The sequence below is a fragment of the Klebsiella sp. WOUb02 genome (assembly GCF_050058015.1).
Taxonomy (GTDB): domain Bacteria; phylum Pseudomonadota; class Gammaproteobacteria; order Enterobacterales; family Enterobacteriaceae; genus Klebsiella.
Genome location: NZ_CP170110.1, coordinates 1,000,174 through 1,018,730, shown reverse-complemented (window position 1 = coordinate 1,018,730; position 18,557 = coordinate 1,000,174). Strand labels below are relative to the sequence as shown.

Below are 18,557 nucleotides of genomic sequence, written 5' to 3'. Positions count from 1 at the left end.
TTCTCCTTAGCGGCGGGCCGGTTTAGTTGCCCACCGTGATAGTTCATCATTTGAATTTATAGACTTCTGGATGGCTATATGTCCAAATACTGGCACGCGGCATGGCGATCGGCAAACGAGAAAATTTCATGGCTGATGAAATAATTTCATCCAGCGCTCAGCTTTATCTCCGCAGGCTGACCGCCGCTCGCCTCAATCCGCGAAAGGCAGCCCTTCGTCCTGCCAGCCGGTCAGGCCGCCGATCATCAGCTTCACCGGCCTTCCCAGCAGCGCCAGCCTGAGCGCCGCGACGTCCGCGCCGTTACAGTGCGGGCCGGCGCAGTAAACCACGAACAGCGTCTCCGCCGGCCATTCGCTCATTCTGGCGGCATCAATGTGTCGGTGCGGGATATGCAGCGCGCCGGGAAGGTGGCGACGGGCAAAAGCTTCCGCGCTGCCGACGACGTGCAGCAGGACAAAATCGGCCTCGCCTTCACTCATCGCCCGGTAGACGTCAGCACAATCGGTTTCAAGACCCAGCTTTTTGCGGAACCAGGCGGCGGCTTCGGCGGGTGCGGCAGGGGTAAATTCGGTAACAACACTCATGGCGTATTCTCCTTGTCTGTGATACCACTAATTTAATGGCACCTTCTCTCCCTTATCCGCTGGCAACCATGACAGAAAACGCTGAAATCATGACAACCTCTAACGTGACATTGTCACGCCATCGGGTGGTTGCGCTGGCCTACGACGGCCTCTGTACCTTTGAATTTGGCGTGGCGGTGGAGATCTTCGGTCTGCCGCGCCCGGAAATGGGCGCCGGCTGGTATCAGTTTGCGGTCGCGGCCGTCGACAGCGGTGAGCTCCGCGCGACCGGCGGTATACGGCTGGTGGCCGATGGCGGCATGGATTTACTCTACACGGCGCAGACCATTGTGGTACCCGGCTGGCGCGGGATTGATGCCCCGGTTCCCGCAGAGCTCTGCGCTGCGCTGGTTGCCGCCAGCGCCCGCGGCTGCCGCATCATCTCGATTTGCTCCGGCGTGTTCGTGCTCGCCGCCGCCGGCCTGCTTAACGGCCGCCGGGCGACAACCCACTGGCGCTATACCGACCAGCTGCGCCAGCGCTACCCGCAGGTGGAGGTGATCGACGACGTGCTGTACGTGGGCGACGAGAAGGTGATGACATCGGCAGGCAGCGCCGCCGGGATTGATTTATGCCTGCATCTGGTGCGCGAAGACTACGGCATTGATGCGGCGAATACGGTTGCCCGCCGGCTGGTAGTCTCGCCGCACCGCGACGGCGCCCAGGCCCAGCAGATTGTCCGCCCGGTGGCGCAAGCGCGGGAAAGCCAGCGCCTCGGGCTGTTGTTCGATTTTCTGCATCAGCAGCTGGCGGTCAGCCATAGCGTCGCCTCGCTGGCGCAGCGCGTCGGCATGAGCCCGCGCACCTTTTTACGCCGCTTTGAGGCGGCAACCGGCAAAACCCCGGCGCGCTGGCTGCTGGATGAGCGTTTGCAGCGCGCCACGCAGCATCTCGTCGATACCCGGCTTAGCGTGGAGAAGATCGCCGAGCTTTGCGGCTTCGCCAATGCCGGCGCCCTGCGCCATCATTTTCGCCAGCAGTTTGCCATCAGCCCGCTGCAGTATCGCAAGAAGTTTGCTTCCCCGACGGGGGTAAAGTCGTAGCGGTAGAGGGCAATAGTTTAGCTTTGTTTATCCGGGACGCGGCGTTTAGCGCGTAAATAATACCTTTTGTTAACATTAGGTTGAGGTTGCGTTGGCTACTCTATGTTCAACAACCGTACACCCCTTTCAATAAGGACTACTTAGCGCAAATCGACACTTTATGGAGGTTAATCATGCCGGGAAATATGCATGTCTTTATGGCAGTACTGGGAACAATCCTGTTCTTTGGTTTTCTTGCCGCGTACCTAAGCCACAAATGGGATGACTGATGAACGACGATAATCCCCGTCCTTGAGCGCCCCTTGCTGCATATGCATCGAGGGGCGTTTTGCTTTTGCCTCCATGACTTTTCCCACGAAAAACTCAGCCTTCCGTGATTTAGCCCGCATGCCAACCTTCAGACCCGCGCTGGCGGGCGCGCTGCGCCAGAGACAGAACTTTTTCCCGTTCGCACAGGCGCTATTGACTTATTCTGTAAAAATATTACTTTTCAGGACATGAAGAAAATACTAATCATTGTCCCCGATGGCGGTATGCTGTTTGAATCCGCCGGTATTGCCGACATTCTGATGCAGGCCAATCGCCTGCACCCGGAAGGCGCGATGGGCGCCTGTTACCAGGTTCAGCTGGCGACAACCCAGCCGCATCAGGTGATTCATGGCCAGTCCGGCTTAAATCTACTGGCGGATCATCGCCTGCATGAGATAGATCCTCGCGAGCCTCTCGATACCATCATTATCACCGGCAGAGGTCAAAACGCGCAGGAAGGGATTGCGGTGGTTGACTGGCTGCGCCTTGCCGCTCCCCATGCCCGCCGCATTGCATCCATTTGCGGCGGTGCGATGCTGCTGGCGCAAACCGGACTGCTGGATGGCAGACGAGCCACCACCCACTGGAAGCTGCTGGAAACCATGCAGGCAGAATTTCCTCTGGTGCGCGTCGAAGGCGGTCCGCTCTATATTCAGGACGAACATATCTGGACCTCAGGCGGGGTCAGTTCCGGCTTTGACCTGACGCTGGCGCTGGTTGAAGAGGACTACGGCTTCAATCTGGCGCGCGACATCGCCCAGGACTTCGTCATGTTCCTGCGCCGTCCCGGCGGCCAGCTGCAGTTTAGCCGCTACAACCTGCAACAGACCAGCACCCTGGGCCCGATTAAAGATCTGCAGGCCTGGCTGCTCGAGAACCTCACCGCCGACCTCTGCGTGGATAAACTGGCGGAAAAAGTCGCCATGAGTCCGCGTAATTTCACCCGCGTGTTTACCCGGGAAACCGGCGCTTCGCCGGCGCGCTATGTCGCCGAGGCCCGCCTGGCCGCTGCCCGTCAGCGTCTGGAGCAGACCAACGAGAGCCTGGATCGTATCGCCGAACAGACGGGATTTGGCAGCAGCATTAACCTGCGACGGCTGTTTGAAAAACAGCTTCACCTCACGCCGGGGGAATACCGCCAGCGCTTTCATTGTCGCAAAATGGCGTAAAGTGATCCTTTTTTGTCATTTACGCCAAATGGCGGCCGACCTACATTAACTCCAGAGACAACAAATAAGGAGTTGAGCATGGTAAAGGTCGGTATTAACGGTTTTGGTCGTATCGGACGCAACGTCCTGCGCGCTGCCCTGGGTAACCCGGATATTCAGATTGTGGCAATCAACGATCTGACAGACAGTAAAACCCTGGCGCATCTGCTGAAATACGACTCGCTGCTCGGAAAACTCGACGCCGACGTTACCGCCGGTGAAGGGCAACTTGTGGTTGACGGTAAATCGATAACCGTGTTCAGCGAACGCGACCCGGCCAACATCCCGTGGCGCCAGCGCGAAGTTGATATCGTCATTGAAGCAACCGGCTTCTTCACCGACCGGGACAAGGCGGCGGTACATATCCACAGCGGCGGCGCAAAGCGGGTGATTATCTCCGCCCCCGGCAAAAACGATGATTTAACCATCGTGATGGGGGTTAACGATGGCCTCTACTCTCCGGATAAACACTACGTGGTCAGCAACGGGAGCTGCACCACCAACGGCTTGGCGCCTCCCGCGCAGGTTCTGCACCAGCATTTCGGTATTAAACATGGTCTGATGAACACCACCCACGCCTACACCAACAGCCAGGCGCTGCACGACCAGCCGGAAAAAGACCTGCGTGGCGCCCGCGCCGCTGCGCTGTCGATTGTGCCTTACTCCAGCGGTGCCGCGAAGGCGCTTGGCAAAGTCATCCCTGAACTGGACGGCCGCTTAACCGGTTACTCGCTGCGCGTACCGGTGCCGGTGGTATCCATTGTCGACCTGACCGTAACGCTCGAGCGGGAGGTGACGGCAGAAGAGGTCAATAATGCGTTTCGTGAAGCCGCCGCGACGGGGCCACTGAAAGGGATCCTCGGCTATAGCGATGAACCGCTGGTCTCAAGCGATTACCAGGGCGATCCGCGTTCTTCCATTATCGACGGTCTGTCAACGCTGGTGATTGGCGGCAATATGGTCAAAATCCTGGCGTGGTACGACAATGAATGGGGATTCTCCAGGCGCCTCGTTGACCTGGCGCTGTTGATGGCAAGGCGTGAAGGCTAGCCCCCTGCTCTCATGCTTCCTCTAAAATCCACGCCAGGCGTGGATTTTTTATATCCGTCGCGTGAAGGTATTAGCGTTGTTGCCAGGTGTGCAACGATATGGGCGAGCTCGGGTTGCATTAAGTGTTCTACCTCCTGCCCAGCCGATCCGCTTTGTGCCGGATATAGTCATTCGAACCCTGAGAGTTACACTTTTAAGTGATTCAGGACATATGCTCATTGGATCCGTCTTACCTCAGGATGACGCGCGGAGGCGGCTTCGTGAAAAATATCATCCAGCCAGCCGGGGATTTCTGTTTCACTCAGATCATCAGGAATAATGACATCATAGAGCCGGGATGATTTTCTCTCTGTTAAATCAACACGGTAAACCAGCCAGCGACCATCTTCACGTTGAACGCCTATGTGCCTGCCAAATACATCATAAATAATCATTATTAATTTTCGCGCCTTATTAGAGTCAGTCTGGTTTATTTTTACCTTAGCAAAAGGGCAACTTACCAGGGTGTTCTGCCGTCAGGCCCCATAAACTCTCCTGATTCATTTTCTGCCAGCGCATATTTAACCGGCAGCTTCGCCCCCTCAGCTGGCGTCATTGTTCCATAGCCCGTGAGGTCTGTTTTCACAAACCCCGGACTGATGGAGTTAATCGTTATGCCAGCGCCCTTTAGTTCCTCGTTCAGTTGAACGGTAAGCATATTCAGAGCGGCCTTGGAAGCATTGTAGCCAATGAACTGCGCGGCGTAATATGTGGAGGTCGGGTCACCGTTCAGCGCAAGCGAGCCTAAAGAACTCGATACGTTGACTATTCGGGCAGCAGGTGCGGCCCGCAGCAGCGGCAGCATTGCCTGGGTGACTGCCAGGGTCCCGATAAAATTCGTTTCCATTACCTGGCGGACAGCCTCAATGGCGGCTTTGCCCGGGGAGCCATCTGCATGATCAAATACACCGGCGTTGTTTACCAGGATGTCCAGCCTGCCAAATTCCGCTTTAATCGATGAAACTGCAGCGGCAATGCTGTCATGCCGGGTGATATCGAGTTCACAATACTGCACGGAGAGATCCTGTGACCTTAGTGCCTCAACAGCAGCGCTACCTCGCGTGTTATCCCGGACACCCATGACGACCATCACGCCCGCCTGTGCCAGCTGACGTGCAATCTCAAAACCAATGCCTTTATTAGCTCCGGTAACCAGAGCGATGCGTTGTTCATTCATCGATTATTTCCTCCGTATGCGGTAAGGAGGTAATATATGAAGCATCATTCAGCTTTGGAATTCGCTTTTGGCCACATCCAGCCATACCTCCCTGAAGCCGCGCAGGACGCCACGTCAGGTTCGGGCAGCAGTGACAATGGACGCTATTTTTGAAGCCACCATTCAGCTTCTGGTAGCGGACGGCATGCATCGTCTCACGACCACTCGCGTCGCCGAGCGGGCAGGCGTATCCGTGGGAACGATGTATCAGTATTTTCCCCACAAAGAATCCCTGGTTTATGCCCTTAATGAACGTTATTTAGCCGCGCTTGCCGACAGGATTGAGGTCACCTGCCGGAACCAGAGTGGTGCGGCGGTTAGCTCCATGACTGAGGCGCTAATCAAAACCTACTGGCAGGCCAAAACAGATCGCATTGAAGTGACAAAAGCGCTCTACCGCTCGGTGGCAGAGCTTGATAACCAGCCGCTGATTGACACGTTTGCCAACCGGGTAAACAGCGCGACAATGGCGATGCTTGAGAGTGCCAGTGACATGAAGTTTCAGGATGTCAGCAGCGTTAATCTGACGCTTATCACCGTCATATTTGGCACCGTGCGCAATCTGTTCGAGCAGGATCTCACACCGGCACGTTCAGGCAATGTGCTCAGTCAGCTCCTCATCATGTGCAACGCCTATCTTGAAACCATCAAAATGGCTGAATGAAAGTGCGTGGTTATAGCGTTGGCTAAGGCCGCGTTGATATTTTTAAGGATCACCAGGTACCCAGCAGAGGCTTCACTTATTCCTCAGGCTGTTCGATGGGCCTGAGCATGGCTTCATGGTCGCTTGCGGCAGATGCAACTTACGTCATGCTTCAAAGGAGGGGAAACAACTGCGAACTTCCGCTCTCGCTCACAGCCGTCCCTGGCCGCAGCGTCCGGGAGCTTTTGTGCCAGAAACGGATATTGCTCGTATAATGGCACATTAATCAATGGGAGCAGGATCGGTACGCCACGACCCACGCCATGATCCCCCGCCGCAGCGCGGGGCATGGCAATATCGACGTCGAATGCGTTCTGCGATGAGGATTCCGACATGACCACCTTTCATCAACTTACAGCCACCAGCCTGAGTGGCCAGCTCATCTCTATGGCCGACTTCGCTGGCAAGCTGATTCTGGTGGTTAATACCGCCAGCCATTGTGGCTTCACCCCCCAATACGCAGGCCTCGAAGCGCTCTACAAGAAGTACGCCGCTCAGGGGCTGGTGGTGCTGGGTTTCCCCTGCAACCAGTTTGGTAAGCAGGAGCCCGGCGGCGCCGACGAAATCGCGCAGACCTGTCATATAAACTACGGCGTAAGCTTCCCGATGTTCGCGAAAGTGGAGGTTAACGGCGCCGCAGCGCATCCGCTGTTTCGTTATCTGAAAGACGAATTACCCGGCATGCCGGGCCGGCGGATCAAGTGGAACTTTACCAAGTTCCTGATCGGACGCGACGGTAAACCGCTCAAGCGTTTTGCTCCGTTCACCACCCCAGAGAAAATGGAAGCCGCAATCCGTGCTGCACTTGAAGTCTAAGGCCAGGACAGAACAGGCGCTTACTGTCCGCCAGGACGGCGAAAAAACATCACCGGCTTTACCGCGACAGCTAACGCGATTTCACGCCCAACGTCCTCTGCAATAAATCTCAGCACCAGATCATGCCGGGCTTAACTACTGCCCGGCATATTAAGAACCGATTTGCTCCATTCATAGAACGAGCGCACCGCGGGTGGGAGATACCGGTTCTGCGGATAGACCAAAAACAGAGGCAAATCGCAGGAGTGCGCGTTCAGGCAGGAAACCAGCGCTCCATTTTGGAGATACGGAGCCGCCAGATAGCTGGCCACCCTAATTAATCCAATACCTGCAATACCGGCCTGTATATAGGCATCAGTATCATCAACGACGAAGGTCTCCTGCAGACGAACCGCTCTCCCTTCGCCCTCAAGCGTAAATAACCAGTCCGTGGTACGCCCGGTTCGATGATTAAGAAACCCTACCGCCCGGTGGTTCTCCAGATCGTCCAGCGATTCAGGCCTGCCATGCGCCGCGATATACTTCGGCGAGGCCATCACCGTCCATTTAAAGTTAGCGAGCGGGCGGGCGACCAGAGTCGTCGAGTCCTCGACCCTTCCGGCGCGGATCGCACAGTCATACCCTTCCTGAACCAGGTCCTCAATACTATCGCTTGAGCAAAGGATCATCTCCAGCTCGGGGTACTGCGCTAAAAATTCATGCACCCGGGGAATAAAGCTGTGCCTTGCCAGAGACTGAGGCATTCCCACTTTAAACCGCCCTCTCGGCTGGCCGGCCCGACCGGGGAAAGAAGATTCAACGGTCGCGATATCCGCGAGGATCCTTTTGCACTCTTCGTAGTATCTGCGTCCGTCGGCCGTCACGCTCAGCTTGCGCGTGGTGCGCTGTAAAAGCTGAAGCCCCAGATAGGTCTCCATCTCCTTTATGACGCGAGAAACGGTCGACCGCGGCAGGCCCAGCGCTTCCGCTGCCCTGGCGAAACTGTATGTATCCACCACGTGGACGTACACCTGCATTGCATCAAGCTTATCCATCATGTCACCCAAAGTCTGAGAGGAGACTATCCCATTTCTGCTAACAGTTTAACCCATACCCGCAGACTTATCGAATGACTTTAGCCCCGGTAAACTTGCCTTCACTGCAGTAAATTCGCTGCATTACAGGCTGAGGAGTCAATATGCAAGATAGTAAACTCGTTTCTCCAGAGAAGGTATTGGTGCTGGGCGCGGGACAGCTGGGCGATGCTCTGCTCAGCGCGCTGGTCCCCGCCGTGGCGCAGCTTAAGGGTTCAGTCAGCGTAATTGTTTCCCCTGAATCACGAGATGCCCGGGGCCATCTTCGCGCTGAAAGTCATCAAAAGCACGCGGCGGCGGGGGCCCAATTTATTGCGCTGGATATGGCCGGTGCCACGGCGGAGTCGCTGCGGGAGACGTTCAGAGGGTATGACACCATCATAAACTGCATGGGCTTTGTCGCTGGCCCAGGCACGCAGCTGAAGATCTCGCAGGCCGTTCTCGACGCTAAGGTGAAGCGTTATTTCCCCTGGCAGTTCGGCGTCAACTACGACGTTGTCGGTAAAGGAAGCGGCCAGCCGGTATGGGATGAGCAGTACGACGTCAGAAGCCTGCTACGCGGGCAAAAGACAACGGAATGGGTCATTGTTTCAACCGGAATGTTTACCAGCTTTCTGTTTGAGCCTGCGTTTAATGTCGTTAATCTCGCAGAAAAAACGATTAACGCGCTCGGGAGCTGGGATACCCAGGTCACGGTCACCTCGCCGGCAGATATTGGCCGCCTGACGACCGCCGTTTATTTACATCAGCCGCGTATCAAAAACCAGGTGGTGTTTGTTGCCGGCGAAACCCTCTCCTACGGTCAGCTAGCTTCGACGGTAGAACGCGTGACGGGACAAACGTTTATAAAAAATGTACTGACCCTACCTGCGCTGCTTGATGAGCTTCGTGCCGATCCGAACGATCAAATGCTTCGCTATCGCAGCGCATTTGCGCGAGGAACCGGCATGTGGTGGCCAATAAATGACACCTTTAATGCAAAAAATAATATCGGCACGCAGGATGTTGAAGCCTGGCTGAAGGCCTTTATTTGAATCTCAGGAGTAACAACCATGATGAAAATTTTAGTTTCTGCTTTGTTTATCTTAATTCTGCCCTTTTCCGTATTCGCCAAAACGGTTACCGCCACCGGCGATACGCTGGAACATGCTGAAAATAAAATTCGCCAGCTCACAAAACAACAAGGTGGGGAGACCTATAAAATAATCGAGGCGCGGATGGGAAATAAAGTGCATATAACGGCAAAAATCACCTCCTGAAAATATGAGGGGCGCCACGCCCCTCGCCTCTCCGGGAATAAGGGTGATTGAGAGGCCGGCGCTATTCCGACTTTATTCTGGCGCCTGTTTTTGCAGCCTGTCGACCCGAACGACGGGCGGCGTCATTTTGGTGTCCAGGCTACCGTTGGCGCTAACTTTCTTAACGCCCCCTGCTGTCGACACATCAAGGGGCTTACTGCCTGCAGGCTGTTCTGCGTTTACTCGCTCTCTTCGAGAGCATCCTGAATCGCGTCGGCTAATGACGCAACCTCCTGCGCCACGTTGCGCAGATCCATCTGGCTGCGGATCCCGGCATTGGCGGTTGATGAAGAGACGGCTGCTTTCGAGATTTCTAAGGCGGCCTGGACGGCAAGGAGTCGTTTCTTCTCCTCTGCGGTGGCAGCTGGACCAAAATATTCTTCTAACATCCTTTCATCCCTATAAGCGTTGGTGGAGCGCCATAATAGCACAGGAAGCGGGCAGTATTATACGCGCGGCAGGAAGTCGATCCCCTCCTCCATTAAAGATTGGCGGACCGCCGGTCTCGCCAGCACCCGCTGATACCAGGCAGCAATATTTTTATAATCCGTCAGGTCAATATCGAGGTTATAAACCGATCTCAGCCACTCCGCTTTCGCCCAGCCGACCAGCGCAAAGAGATAGCCATCGGCAATAGAGAAGCGTGCGCCGGTGATATACGTTTTATTTTCCAGCTGCTGGTCGAGCCACGCAAAACGAGAAAGTAATTTCTGCCGCGCAATATCGATATAGGCTCCGCCGCGTTCGGTATAAAAGAGTGGAATAAAAGCTTTATGAATTTCACTGTTGAAAAATACCAGCCACTCCTCAAGGCGATAGCGCTCGAGCGTCCCGCTGGCGGGAGCCAGTCCGGCTTCGGGGACTAAATCAGCGATATATTGAATAAGAGTGACGCCCTCGCGAAATATGTCACCGCGGGCGGTCTCTAATGCCGGGACATAGCCCAGCGGATTAATATCATAATAGTTTTTCCCGCCCCCGTAGGTATGCGTTTTGGTATCGACGCGAATAAGCTCAAAATCAAGACCGGCTTCACGTAAGGCAATATGGGGAGAAAGAGAACAGCTGCCCGGAGAATAATATAATTTCATGCAATAACATCCTCACCGTTTAAGTATATCGGGAGGTTAACAAAGTTAGTTGATACTTTAAAGAAGGCACATTATTGTAGTGTAGGTACATAAATTATACTGAGTATTAAAATGAAGGACGTTATCTCCGGCTGTTCCGTCGAAGTGGCCATGAATCTTATTGGCGGCCGCTGGCGTTTGCTTATTGTCTCGTTCCTGCTGGAGAAGCCGAAAAGGTTTAGCGACCTGCGTCGGGATATACCCGCCATCTCGCAGCGGATGCTCACCATGGATCTCAGGGCGTTAGAAGAGGCGGGCGTCGTGCAGCGTACCGTTTATCCCGAAGTGCCGGTTAAGGTGGTTTACAACCTGACGGAGGATGGGCTCAGGCTGGTTAAAGTTGTCGAAGTCGTTCAGGAGCTGGGGCAGTGGCTAAAGCAAAAGCAGGATCCCGCGGATAGCTGACGGGATCGTTTTCATCGCCGGCTCCCCTCCTCATCGATGAGAGGCGGCCGGCGCAGCGGTTCTGTCAAAGCAGCCGTTCCTCCCCCTGTCGCAGCGTCAGAACCTCAAAGCCGGCGGCGGTCACCGCGATGGTGTGCTCCCACTGCGCCGAGAGCTTCTTGTCGCGGGTCACCACCGTCCAGCCATCTTTCTTCAGCCTGGTTTTGCTGCCGCCCTGATTGACCATCGGCTCGATGGTAAAGACCATTCCCTCGCGCAAAACGGCCCCTTCGCCGGGTTTACCATAGTGCAGCACCTGCGGGTCCTCATGCATCTCTTTGCCCACGCCGTGACCGCAATACTCCCTGACGACGCTGTAGCCGTTTTTTTCCACATAGGATTGAATCGCATGGCCAATATCGCCCAGCGTAGCGCCGGGCTTCACGACCCGGATCCCCTGCCACATCGCTTCGTAGGTCGTTTTTACCAGCCGGCGGGCCAGCGGAGAAACGTCGCCGATCAGGTACATTTTGCTGGAGTCCGCAATCAGTCCGCCCTTCTCAAGGGTAATATCGACGTTAACAATCGACCCCGATTTGAGGTGCTCCGTCTCCTTCGGCATCCCGTGACACACGACCTCGTTGATGGAGGTATTCAGCACGTAGGGATAATCATATTGTCCCTTGCTGGCAGGGCGGGAATGCAGCTGGTTGACGATGAAATCCTCGGCGCGATTGTTAATCTCCATCGTGGTGACGCCCGGCTGGATAAACTCGTCCAGCATGTCGAAAACGGCGGCTAACAGCTGGCCGGCATGACGCTGCACAGCGAGCTCTTCGGCGGTTTTAATGGGAATGGATAGCATTAATCACCTCCAGCAGACGATCGGATCCTGACTTCAGCATCAACAGCTTAATCTGCTGATGGTTAAGCTCGGGGTAGAGCTCGCTCATCATGCCCACGCGGATCCAGTATTCGGCCTGGGCGTTCACCGACCGCGACAGGGCTCTGCTGGCATCGCGAATATCCTCATGCAGCAGATCTGAAATTTTTACGATTCCCATATATACATACCGTTATAAAACATATACGAATCGTATCGTTTTCCGCGCCTGAAGTCACGCGCTTCGATGCGCCCGTCTTCGTTACCGGCCGCTAACGGAGCGGTCATACAAAACATAAATGGGATAACTGTCACATTTTTAGTGTAGGGTACTGAAAATCGTATTGGCCGCCAGGATCGTCATCAAGTGAAAACCTCGCTCGCATTCCCGCTGCTCACCCTTTTTGTCGGGCTTCTCGTTAGCGCATTATTTAACTCACCGTCATCCCATCGCGGGCGCAGCCAGTGCCAGTGGTCCGATAGCGTAATGCTGACCTGCCTGAGCAAACGGCACGGCGCGGTCGGGCGCATAAATCCCCTGCTCAAGCGCAAACACTATACGACGATGAGCACGACCACCGCGCCCGCTGCGGGCCTTGCGGCCCGCTCTTAAGCGTTCCGGACTGAGGGACCCGCGAACGCCCCTGCGGCCTGGAGCGTTCACCTGCCCGGTCTTCACAGCATTTTATGCTGGGTTAAAAACTATCGCCCGGGAAGGTCGGCGCACCGCCCCTCCAGAAACAGCGCGTTTATTCCAGTAACAGGCTATTAACCGCTCAAATAGCAGAGTTAAATAAAACACGCCCCGGCGAAATGGACAAAACGCAGGCAAAAAAAAACCGCCAGTGAAATGGCGGTAAATAATGCTTGCATGGATAGATTGTGTTTTGCATTGTACGCAAAAAAAGAGTGCATCTCTCTTTACGCCTGTCGCACACCCTAGCACCCCCTACTTCAATGAAGCTTAAACCAACCTGGTTAAAGCTTCTCCACCAGCGTTTTTAGCTCCGCGATCAGGGGATCGCGGGCGGGCTCTGCGCCGTACGCCCAGGTCGACTGGCGCACAATCAGCGTGGTCGGCAGGAGTTCGCGAATGCGCAACTGCGGCGTCACCATCTGCTGAACCAGCAGCTCGACGGCCCTTTTACCCAGCAGATCGAAATTCTGCGCGACGGTGGTCAGCGGCGGCTGAAAATAGAGGCTATCGGCGGTATCGTCGTAGCCGGTCACCGAGATGGCGCTGCTGCCGGTACGGTTAAGCTGCGCCAGCGCGCTGAGTACCCCCAGCGCCATCTGATCGTTGGCCACCACAATCGCGCTGATCCGCGGCTGAAGATGCAGCAGTTCAAACGTCTTTTGCCAGCCGCTGGCCGCGCTCCAGTCGCCGAAGACCGTCACCTCCCTGCTGATGCCGAGACGGTGCAGCGCCTCGCGCCAGCTGCCGAGGCGCATGCGCGCCGAAACAGAGCTTTCCGGCCCCGCCAGCAGGCCAAATTCCCGATGCCCCGATTCCCACAGATGACGCACGCAGGCGCCGCAGCCGTCGCGATGATCGAAGCGCACGCAGGAAACCTCCGTTTCAGGAGAGACGTCGAGAAACAGGCAGGAGATATCGGGGTTCTCGGCGACCAGGCGCTCGGCGGTGCTGCTCTCCAGCGGCAGGCTCACGATGGCCCCGCGGATATGCTGGGCGCGAAACTCGTCCAGCCGCGCCTGCAGCGACGAATAGTCGGTCTGTTCCGGCATCGCGATCGACACCTCCAGCCGCTGCATACCGGCATGACGCTTCACCGCCGCGGCAATTTGCGATGGCGCATGCAGCGTCAACGAGGCGGTGATAAGCCCGATGGACGGCGCCGCCTTGCCGGCCAGCAGCTGGGCGGAACGGTTAGGCACATAGTGCAGCGCCTGCAGCGCGCGAATCACCTTATCGCGAGTGCGCTCAGAGACCAGGTGCGGATTATTCAGTACCCGGGAAACCGTCTGCTGAGAGACCCCGGCCTCTTTGGCCACATCATCTAAGGTTGCCGAACGCCGCTGCATGCTCATCTCCTGGCCGCCAAAATTGAGTCCGAATATGTTAAATGTCTTACGCTAACATTTTATGTCTAATTCACGACAAAAATCAGCGCTAATTCCGATGTTTCGTGATCGCCAATGGGTTTAATTTCCAACAATGTTGCGGCATAAGAAAAAATACCCGATAACACATCCATTCCTGTCTAGCGAATGACATTTATTCCACTTATCCGTTAGGTATGCGTATGCAACAACATGACTCAACCGCCGCCCGCTCGCCGCAGTTCCACGAAGTGCTGGCCCGTGAAGATTGGCAAAACCAGACCATTACCCACCTTAACCGCTTAGCGGCCCACCCAGCGTTTGCCAGCTGGCGAAGCATCGCCGATGCGCGCGATAACCTGCCCGGCGATCGCCGTCGTCTGCTGGACGGGCGGTGGCAGTTTTCCTACGCCCGCAGCCCGTTTGCCGTTGACGCCAGCTGGATCGACGGCGATCTGCCGGACAGCCGCAGCATCCCGGTTCCCGCAAACTGGCAAATGGAAGGCTACGACGCGCCGATTTACACCAACGTCCGCTATCCCATCGATACCACGCCGCCGCGGGTGCCGGAAGATAACCCGACGGGCTGCTATTCGCTGACCTTTAGCGTTGACCCGCAGTGGCTGGCGGAGGGCCAGACCCGGGCGATCTTCGACGGCGTTAACTCGGCCTTCCACCTGTGGTGCAACGGCGCATGGGTCGGCTACTCCCAGGATAGCCGTCTGCCTGCCGCTTTTGACCTCTCCCCCTACCTGAAGCCGGGCGATAACCGCCTGTGCGTGATGGTAATGCGCTGGAGCGCCGGAAGCTGGCTGGAAGATCAGGATATGTGGCGCATGAGCGGTATTTTTCGTTCGGTGTGGCTGCTCAACAAACCCCATCAGCACCTCAGCGACGTCCAGCTTACCCCGCGGCTGGACTCGCTTTGCCGCGACGGCGAGCTGGCGGTAGACCTGACCATTGCCGCGCCTGCCGGGGAACTTGAGGCGCTGATCGCCGAAGTCAGCCTGTGGCAAGGAGATAAACAGGTTGCCAGCATCCGCCAGCGTCCCGGCTCGCCGGCCATCGACGAACGTGGTAACTATGCCGAACGCGCCAGCTTAATCCTGGCGGTCGAGCGTCCGGCGCAGTGGAGCGCCGAAACGCCGCACTGCTACCGGGCGGTGGTCTCGCTGTGGCACGGCGATCGGCTGATTGAGGCTGAAGCCTGGGACATCGGTTTCCGCCGGGTCGAGATAAGCAACGGGCTTTTGCTGCTTAACGGCAAACCGCTGCTGATCCGCGGCGTTAACCGCCATGAGCACCATCATCAGCGCGGGCAGGTGGTGACCGAAGAGGATATGCTGCAGGATATCCTGCTGATGAAGCAGAACAACTTTAACGCCGTGCGCTGTTCGCACTATCCCAACGTCTCCCGCTGGTACGAACTCTGCAACCGCTACGGCCTGTACGTGGTCGATGAAGCCAATATCGAAACCCACGGCATGGTGCCGATGAACCGTCTTTCCGACGATCCGTCGTGGCTGCCGGCATTTAGCGCCCGCGTGACGCGCATGGTGCAAAGCAACCGCAACCATCCGTCGATTATTATCTGGTCGCTGGGCAATGAATCCGGCGGCGGCGACAACCATCAAGCCCTCTACCACTGGCTCAAACGCAACGATCCGTCGCGGCCGGTGCAGTACGAGGGCGGCGGAGCGGATAGCAGCGCCACCGATATTATCTGTCCGATGTACGCCCGCGTTGAGCGCGACCAGCTTATTCCGGCGGTGCCGAAATGGGGCATTAAAAAGTGGATCGGCCTGCCGGGCGAGCAGCGCCCGCTGATCCTCTGCGAATACGCGCACGCGATGGGCAACAGCCTGGGCAACTTCGCCGACTACTGGCAGGCGTTCCGCGAGCATCCGCGCCTGCAGGGCGGTTTTATCTGGGACTGGGCGGATCAGGCGATTAGCAAAACCTTCGACGACGGCAGCACCGGCTGGGCCTACGGCGGCGATTTTGGCGATAAGCCCAACGACCGTCAGTTCTGCATGAACGGGCTGGTTTTCCCCGATCGCCGCCCGCACCCGTCGCTTATTGAAGCCAAACACGCCCAGCAGTTCTTCCAGTTCGCGCTGCTGGCGCAGTCGCCGCTGCGGGTCAGCGTAAATAGTGAATACCTGTTCCGCGCGACCACCAATGAAGTGCTGCGCTGGCAGGTTCAGTCAGCGGGCGAAACTTGCGCCAGCGGCAGCGCCCCCCTCGAGCTCACGCCGCAAGGTCAGGCGGAACTTACGCTGTGCGATGTCCTGACCCTGCCTGCGGGAGCAAAAGAGGTGTGGCTGCTGCTGGAGGTGGTGCAGCCGCAGGCTACCGCCTGGTCGCCGGCCGAACACCGCGTTGCCTGGCAGCAGTTTGCCCTCGCCGCCCCGCTGGCGCTCGCCAAACCTGAGCCAGCCGGCTGCGCGCCGACGCTGGAGATCGATGAGTCGAACTATGTCGTCAGCCTGGGATCGCAGCAGTGGACCGTCGATCGTCATAGCGGGCTGCTCAGCCAGTGGCGCGCGGATGGCGTGGAGCAGCTGCTCACCCCGCTGCGCGACCAGTTCGTTCGCGCCCCGCTGGATAACGATATCGGCATCAGCGAAGTGGAACGCATCGATCCTAACGCCTGGGTTGAGCGCTGGAAAAGCGCCGGGCTGTACGACCTTGAAGCGCGCTGCGTTCACTGCGAAGCCCAGCGTCTGGCCCATGAGGTGGTCATCGACAGCCGCTGGCACTATCTGCGCGGCGATGAAGCGGTTATCGTCAGCCGCTGGCGCATGACCTTCGATAGCGCAGGCCGTTTACATCTGGCGGTTGAAGGCGAGCGCGCCGGCACCCTGCCGCCGCTGCCGCGAGTGGGCCTCCATTTCCAGGTCGCCGATCAGCAGCAGCCGGTCTCGTGGCTCGGCTACGGCCCCCATGAAAACTACCCGGATCGCCGGAGCAGCGCGGAGTTCTCCCGCTGGCAGGCTGCCCCTTGAGGAGATGAGCACCCCGTATATCTTCCCTACCGAGAACGGCCTGCGCTGCGATAGCACGGCGCTGGACTGGGGACGGTGGCACGTTACGGGCCACTTCCACTTCTCGGTGCAGCCCTACGGCACCGCGCAGCTGATGGCGACGGATCACTGGCACCGGATGCGTCCGGAGCGCGGCGTCTGGATCACCCTCGACGGCCAGCATATGGGCGTCGGCGGCGATGACTCCTGGACCCCGAGCGTCCTGCCGCAGTGGCTGCTGCAGGAGACGCGCTGGAGGTACCAGATAAGCATGCATTTCCAATAATAAATCCTGAATAATCGGGCCGCGCCGCGGGTGATTCAGCAGGCGAATCGCCCGTCGGCCGCCTGGAGCACGATCGGTATAACGGGGCGTCACGCCCCCAACCCTACAGGCATAATAAAAATGGAACCTCTCTATGAAATTTTCTGAGCTTGCGCCGCGAGAACGACATAACTTTATCTATTTCATGCTGTTCTTTTTCTTCTATTACTTCATTATGTCGGCCTATTTTCCCTTTTTTCCGGTGTGGCTGGCGGACGTTAACCATTTAACTAAAACGGAAACCGGGATCGTCTTCTCCTCAATTTCGCTGTTCGCCATTATCTGCCAACCGATATTTGGCCTGATCTCCGACAAGCTCGGGCTGCGTAAGCACCTGCTGTGGACGATCGTGGTGTTATTAATTCTGTTCGCCCCGTTCTTTATATTCGTTTTTTCCCCGCTGCTGCAGATGAATATTATCGTCGGGGCGCTGGCGGGCGGCATCTATCTGGGGATCGTCTTTTCCAGCGGCTCCGGCGCGGTCGAGGCCTATATCGAACGCGTCAGCCGCGCCAACCGCTTTGAGTACGGCAAGGTGCGCGTCGCCGGCTGCGTCGGCTGGGCGATCTGCGCGTCGATTACCGGGATCCTGTTTGGCATCGACCCGAATATTACCTTCTGGATTGCCTCCGGTTTCGCGCTGGTGCTAGGGGGTCTGCTGTGGTTTTCGCAGCCGGAAAGCAGCAATAGCGCCCAGGTGATGGACGCGCTGGGCGCCAACCACCAGGCCTTCTCGCTGCGCGTTGCCGCTGAGCTGCTGCGCATGCCGCGATTCTGGGGATTCATCATCTACGTGGTCGGCGTTGCCAGCGTTTATGACGTTTTCGATCAGCAGTTTGCTAACTTCTTTAAAGGCTTCTTTTCCAGCCCGCAGCGCGGAACCGAAGTCTTTGGTTTTGTCACCACCGGCGGCGAGCTGCTTAATGCGCTGGTCATGTTCTGCGCTCCGGCAATTGTTAATCGCATCGGGGCGAAAAATGCGCTGCTGACCGCGGGGATAATTATGTCGGTGCGCATTCTCGGCTCCTCGTTTGCCACCAGCGCGGTCGAAGTGGTGATATTAAAAATGCTGCATATGTTTGAAGTTCCGTTCCTGCTGGTCGGCACCTTCAAATATATCTCTTCCGCTTTTAACCCGAAGCTCTCCGCCACCCTGTTCCTGATCGGTTTTAACTTATCGAAACAGCTCTCCGGCGTGGTGCTGTCGGCGTGGGTAGGACGCATGTACGACACCGTAGGCTTCCATCAGGCCTATCTGATCCTCGGGTCGATTACGCTGTGCTTTACGCTTATTTCGCTGTTTACCCTCAAAGGCAGCAAAACGCTGCTGCCAGCCCCGGGATATCACAACGCTGCCTGAGGCATCAAG

General features: G+C 56.9%; 20 protein-coding genes and 2 pseudogenes. 12 read left to right on the top strand and 10 right to left on the bottom strand.

From position 1 onward, the window contains the following. Positions 1–192: 192 nt before the first annotated feature. Positions 193–585 (bottom strand): rhodanese-like domain-containing protein, encoded by a 393-nt coding sequence (locus tag ABOC21_RS11710; protein WP_426814667.1) that lies wholly within the window; start codon positions 583–585, stop codon positions 193–195. Positions 586–653: 68 nt separating this feature from the next. Between ABOC21_RS11710 and ftrA the strand changes: the two genes are divergently transcribed. The 4 genes from ftrA to gap all read left to right on the top strand — a co-directional run bounded on the left by ftrA (position 654) and on the right by gap (position 4,234). Beyond that, complete coding sequence (ftrA, locus tag ABOC21_RS11705; RefSeq protein WP_426814666.1) at positions 654–1,667, top strand: transcriptional regulator FtrA; 1,014 nt, start codon at positions 654–656, stop codon at positions 1,665–1,667. A gap of 173 nt (positions 1,668–1,840) precedes the next feature. Beyond that, positions 1,841–1,936 (top strand): protein MgtS, encoded by a 96-nt coding sequence (gene mgtS / locus ABOC21_RS11700; protein WP_426814665.1) that lies wholly within the window; start codon positions 1,841–1,843, stop codon positions 1,934–1,936. Between the two features lie 228 nt (positions 1,937–2,164). Continuing rightward, positions 2,165–3,145: a GlxA family transcriptional regulator gene (locus ABOC21_RS11695; protein WP_426814664.1), complete on the top strand. Its 981-nt coding sequence runs from the start codon at positions 2,165–2,167 to the stop codon at positions 3,143–3,145. Between the two features lie 78 nt (positions 3,146–3,223). After that, positions 3,224–4,234, top strand: a complete 1,011-nt coding sequence (gene gap / locus ABOC21_RS11690) for a type I glyceraldehyde-3-phosphate dehydrogenase (RefSeq protein ID WP_426814663.1) — start codon at positions 3,224–3,226, stop codon at positions 4,232–4,234. A gap of 215 nt (positions 4,235–4,449) precedes the next feature. Here the strand turns inward: gap and ABOC21_RS11685 are convergent, their stop codons facing one another. Together ABOC21_RS11685 and ABOC21_RS11680 are read right to left on the bottom strand one after the other, a co-directional pair. Further along, the gene (locus ABOC21_RS11685) at positions 4,450–4,668 is read right to left on the bottom strand and encodes a DUF7661 family protein (RefSeq protein ID WP_426814662.1); all 219 of its coding nucleotides are present in this window, start codon (positions 4,666–4,668) and stop codon (positions 4,450–4,452) included. Positions 4,669–4,730: 62 nt separating this feature from the next. Continuing rightward, positions 4,731–5,450 (bottom strand): SDR family oxidoreductase, encoded by a 720-nt coding sequence (locus ABOC21_RS11680; protein ID WP_426814661.1) that lies wholly within the window; start codon positions 5,448–5,450, stop codon positions 4,731–4,733. Between the two features lie 136 nt (positions 5,451–5,586). Between ABOC21_RS11680 and ABOC21_RS11675 the strand changes: the two genes are divergently transcribed. Both ABOC21_RS11675 and ABOC21_RS11670 read left to right on the top strand, forming a co-directional pair. After that, a complete protein-coding gene (locus ABOC21_RS11675) occupies positions 5,587–6,153 on the top strand; it encodes a TetR/AcrR family transcriptional regulator (protein WP_426814660.1) in 567 nt (188 codons plus the stop codon). Positions 6,154–6,525: 372 nt separating this feature from the next. After that, positions 6,526–7,008, top strand: a complete 483-nt coding sequence (locus ABOC21_RS11670) for a glutathione peroxidase (RefSeq protein ID WP_426814659.1) — start codon at positions 6,526–6,528, stop codon at positions 7,006–7,008. A 131-nt stretch (positions 7,009–7,139) separates the two neighbouring features. On the opposite strand, the gene ABOC21_RS11665 is transcribed toward ABOC21_RS11670, so the two are convergent. After that, positions 7,140–8,042 carry a LysR family transcriptional regulator gene (locus ABOC21_RS11665; protein ID WP_426815473.1) on the bottom strand — a complete coding sequence of 301 codons (903 nt, stop codon included), beginning with the start codon at positions 8,040–8,042 and terminating at the stop codon, positions 7,140–7,142. A gap of 143 nt (positions 8,043–8,185) precedes the next feature. Between ABOC21_RS11665 and ABOC21_RS11660 the strand changes: the two genes are divergently transcribed. Together ABOC21_RS11660 and ABOC21_RS11655 are read left to right on the top strand one after the other, a co-directional pair. Then, the gene (locus ABOC21_RS11660) at positions 8,186–9,115 is read left to right on the top strand and encodes an aromatic alcohol reductase (protein ID WP_426814658.1); all 930 of its coding nucleotides are present in this window, start codon (positions 8,186–8,188) and stop codon (positions 9,113–9,115) included. Positions 9,116–9,133: 18 nt separating this feature from the next. Beyond that, entirely contained in the window at positions 9,134–9,340 is a 207-nt protein-coding gene (locus ABOC21_RS11655; protein WP_426814657.1) for a YdgH/BhsA/McbA-like domain containing protein, read from the top strand. Between the two features lie 72 nt (positions 9,341–9,412). On the opposite strand, the pseudogene ABOC21_RS11650 reads toward ABOC21_RS11655, so the two are convergent. The 3 genes and pseudogenes from ABOC21_RS11650 to gstA form a co-directional block, all read right to left on the bottom strand. Then, positions 9,413–9,496, bottom strand: a pseudogene (locus ABOC21_RS11650) (YdeI family stress tolerance OB fold protein); the annotation flags it as partial. A 62-nt stretch (positions 9,497–9,558) separates the two neighbouring features. Next, a complete protein-coding gene (locus ABOC21_RS11645; protein ID WP_426814656.1) occupies positions 9,559–9,768 on the bottom strand; it encodes a hypothetical protein in 210 nt (69 codons plus the stop codon). Positions 9,769–9,825: 57 nt separating this feature from the next. Further along, a complete protein-coding gene (gene gstA, locus ABOC21_RS11640; protein WP_426814655.1) occupies positions 9,826–10,470 on the bottom strand; it encodes a glutathione transferase GstA in 645 nt (214 codons plus the stop codon). A 111-nt stretch (positions 10,471–10,581) separates the two neighbouring features. Here gstA and ABOC21_RS11635 point away from each other — a divergent pair, with 111 nt between their 5' ends. Further along, positions 10,582–10,914 carry a winged helix-turn-helix transcriptional regulator gene (locus ABOC21_RS11635; protein WP_426814654.1) on the top strand — a complete coding sequence of 111 codons (333 nt, stop codon included), beginning with the start codon at positions 10,582–10,584 and terminating at the stop codon, positions 10,912–10,914. A 64-nt stretch (positions 10,915–10,978) separates the two neighbouring features. On the opposite strand, the gene map is transcribed toward ABOC21_RS11635, so the two are convergent. Further along, positions 10,979–11,758 (bottom strand): type I methionyl aminopeptidase, encoded by a 780-nt coding sequence (gene map, locus ABOC21_RS11630; protein WP_426814653.1) that lies wholly within the window; start codon positions 11,756–11,758, stop codon positions 10,979–10,981. Then, a complete protein-coding gene (locus tag ABOC21_RS11625) occupies positions 11,739–11,957 on the bottom strand; it encodes a ParD-like family protein (protein ID WP_426814652.1) in 219 nt (72 codons plus the stop codon). Before ABOC21_RS11625 ends, map begins: the two co-directional genes overlap by 20 nt. Positions 11,958–12,143: 186 nt before the next feature. Between ABOC21_RS11625 and ABOC21_RS11620 the strand changes: the two genes are divergently transcribed. Beyond that, positions 12,144–12,389 (top strand): hypothetical protein, encoded by a 246-nt coding sequence (locus ABOC21_RS11620; protein WP_426814651.1) that lies wholly within the window; start codon positions 12,144–12,146, stop codon positions 12,387–12,389. A gap of 365 nt (positions 12,390–12,754) precedes the next feature. On the opposite strand, the gene ABOC21_RS11615 is transcribed toward ABOC21_RS11620, so the two are convergent. Continuing rightward, entirely contained in the window at positions 12,755–13,819 is a 1,065-nt protein-coding gene (locus ABOC21_RS11615; protein ID WP_426814650.1) for a LacI family DNA-binding transcriptional regulator, read from the bottom strand. Positions 13,820–14,040: 221 nt separating this feature from the next. Here ABOC21_RS11615 and ABOC21_RS11610 point away from each other — a divergent pair. Both ABOC21_RS11610 and ABOC21_RS11605 read left to right on the top strand, forming a co-directional pair. Beyond that, a pseudogene (locus tag ABOC21_RS11610) lies at positions 14,041–17,149 on the top strand (beta-galactosidase). Positions 17,150–17,282: 133 nt separating this feature from the next. After that, a complete protein-coding gene (locus ABOC21_RS11605; RefSeq protein ID WP_426814649.1) occupies positions 17,283–18,548 on the top strand; it encodes an MFS transporter in 1,266 nt (421 codons plus the stop codon). Positions 18,549–18,557: the final 9 nt, after the last annotated feature.

Bases quoted from the DNA above. Each gene is read 5' to 3' on its own strand.
- ABOC21_RS11710 (WP_426814667.1), bottom strand. From the start codon at position 585: ATGAGTGTTGTTACCGAATTTACCCCTGCCGCACCCGCCGAAGCCGCC.
- ftrA (WP_426814666.1), top strand. From the start codon at position 654: ATGACAGAAAACGCTGAAATCATGACAACCTCTAACGTGACATTGTCA.
- mgtS (WP_426814665.1), top strand. From the start codon at position 1,841: ATGCCGGGAAATATGCATGTCTTTATGGCAGTACTGGGAACAATCCTG.
- ABOC21_RS11695 (WP_426814664.1), top strand. From the start codon at position 2,165: ATGAAGAAAATACTAATCATTGTCCCCGATGGCGGTATGCTGTTTGAA.
- gap (WP_426814663.1), top strand. From the start codon at position 3,224: ATGGTAAAGGTCGGTATTAACGGTTTTGGTCGTATCGGACGCAACGTC.
- ABOC21_RS11685 (WP_426814662.1), bottom strand. From the start codon at position 4,668: ATGATTATTTATGATGTATTTGGCAGGCACATAGGCGTTCAACGTGAA.
- ABOC21_RS11680 (WP_426814661.1), bottom strand. From the start codon at position 5,450: ATGAATGAACAACGCATCGCTCTGGTTACCGGAGCTAATAAAGGCATT.
- ABOC21_RS11675 (WP_426814660.1), top strand. From the start codon at position 5,587: ATGGACGCTATTTTTGAAGCCACCATTCAGCTTCTGGTAGCGGACGGC.
- ABOC21_RS11670 (WP_426814659.1), top strand. From the start codon at position 6,526: ATGACCACCTTTCATCAACTTACAGCCACCAGCCTGAGTGGCCAGCTC.
- ABOC21_RS11665 (WP_426815473.1), bottom strand. From the start codon at position 8,042: ATGGATAAGCTTGATGCAATGCAGGTGTACGTCCACGTGGTGGATACA.
- ABOC21_RS11660 (WP_426814658.1), top strand. From the start codon at position 8,186: ATGCAAGATAGTAAACTCGTTTCTCCAGAGAAGGTATTGGTGCTGGGC.
- ABOC21_RS11655 (WP_426814657.1), top strand. From the start codon at position 9,134: ATGATGAAAATTTTAGTTTCTGCTTTGTTTATCTTAATTCTGCCCTTT.
- ABOC21_RS11645 (WP_426814656.1), bottom strand. From the start codon at position 9,768: ATGTTAGAAGAATATTTTGGTCCAGCTGCCACCGCAGAGGAGAAGAAA.
- gstA (WP_426814655.1), bottom strand. From the start codon at position 10,470: ATGAAATTATATTATTCTCCGGGCAGCTGTTCTCTTTCTCCCCATATT.
- ABOC21_RS11635 (WP_426814654.1), top strand. From the start codon at position 10,582: ATGAAGGACGTTATCTCCGGCTGTTCCGTCGAAGTGGCCATGAATCTT.
- map (WP_426814653.1), bottom strand. From the start codon at position 11,758: ATGCTATCCATTCCCATTAAAACCGCCGAAGAGCTCGCTGTGCAGCGT.
- ABOC21_RS11625 (WP_426814652.1), bottom strand. From the start codon at position 11,957: ATGGGAATCGTAAAAATTTCAGATCTGCTGCATGAGGATATTCGCGAT.
- ABOC21_RS11615 (WP_426814650.1), bottom strand. From the start codon at position 13,819: ATGCAGCGGCGTTCGGCAACCTTAGATGATGTGGCCAAAGAGGCCGGG.
- ABOC21_RS11605 (WP_426814649.1), top strand. From the start codon at position 17,283: ATGAAATTTTCTGAGCTTGCGCCGCGAGAACGACATAACTTTATCTAT.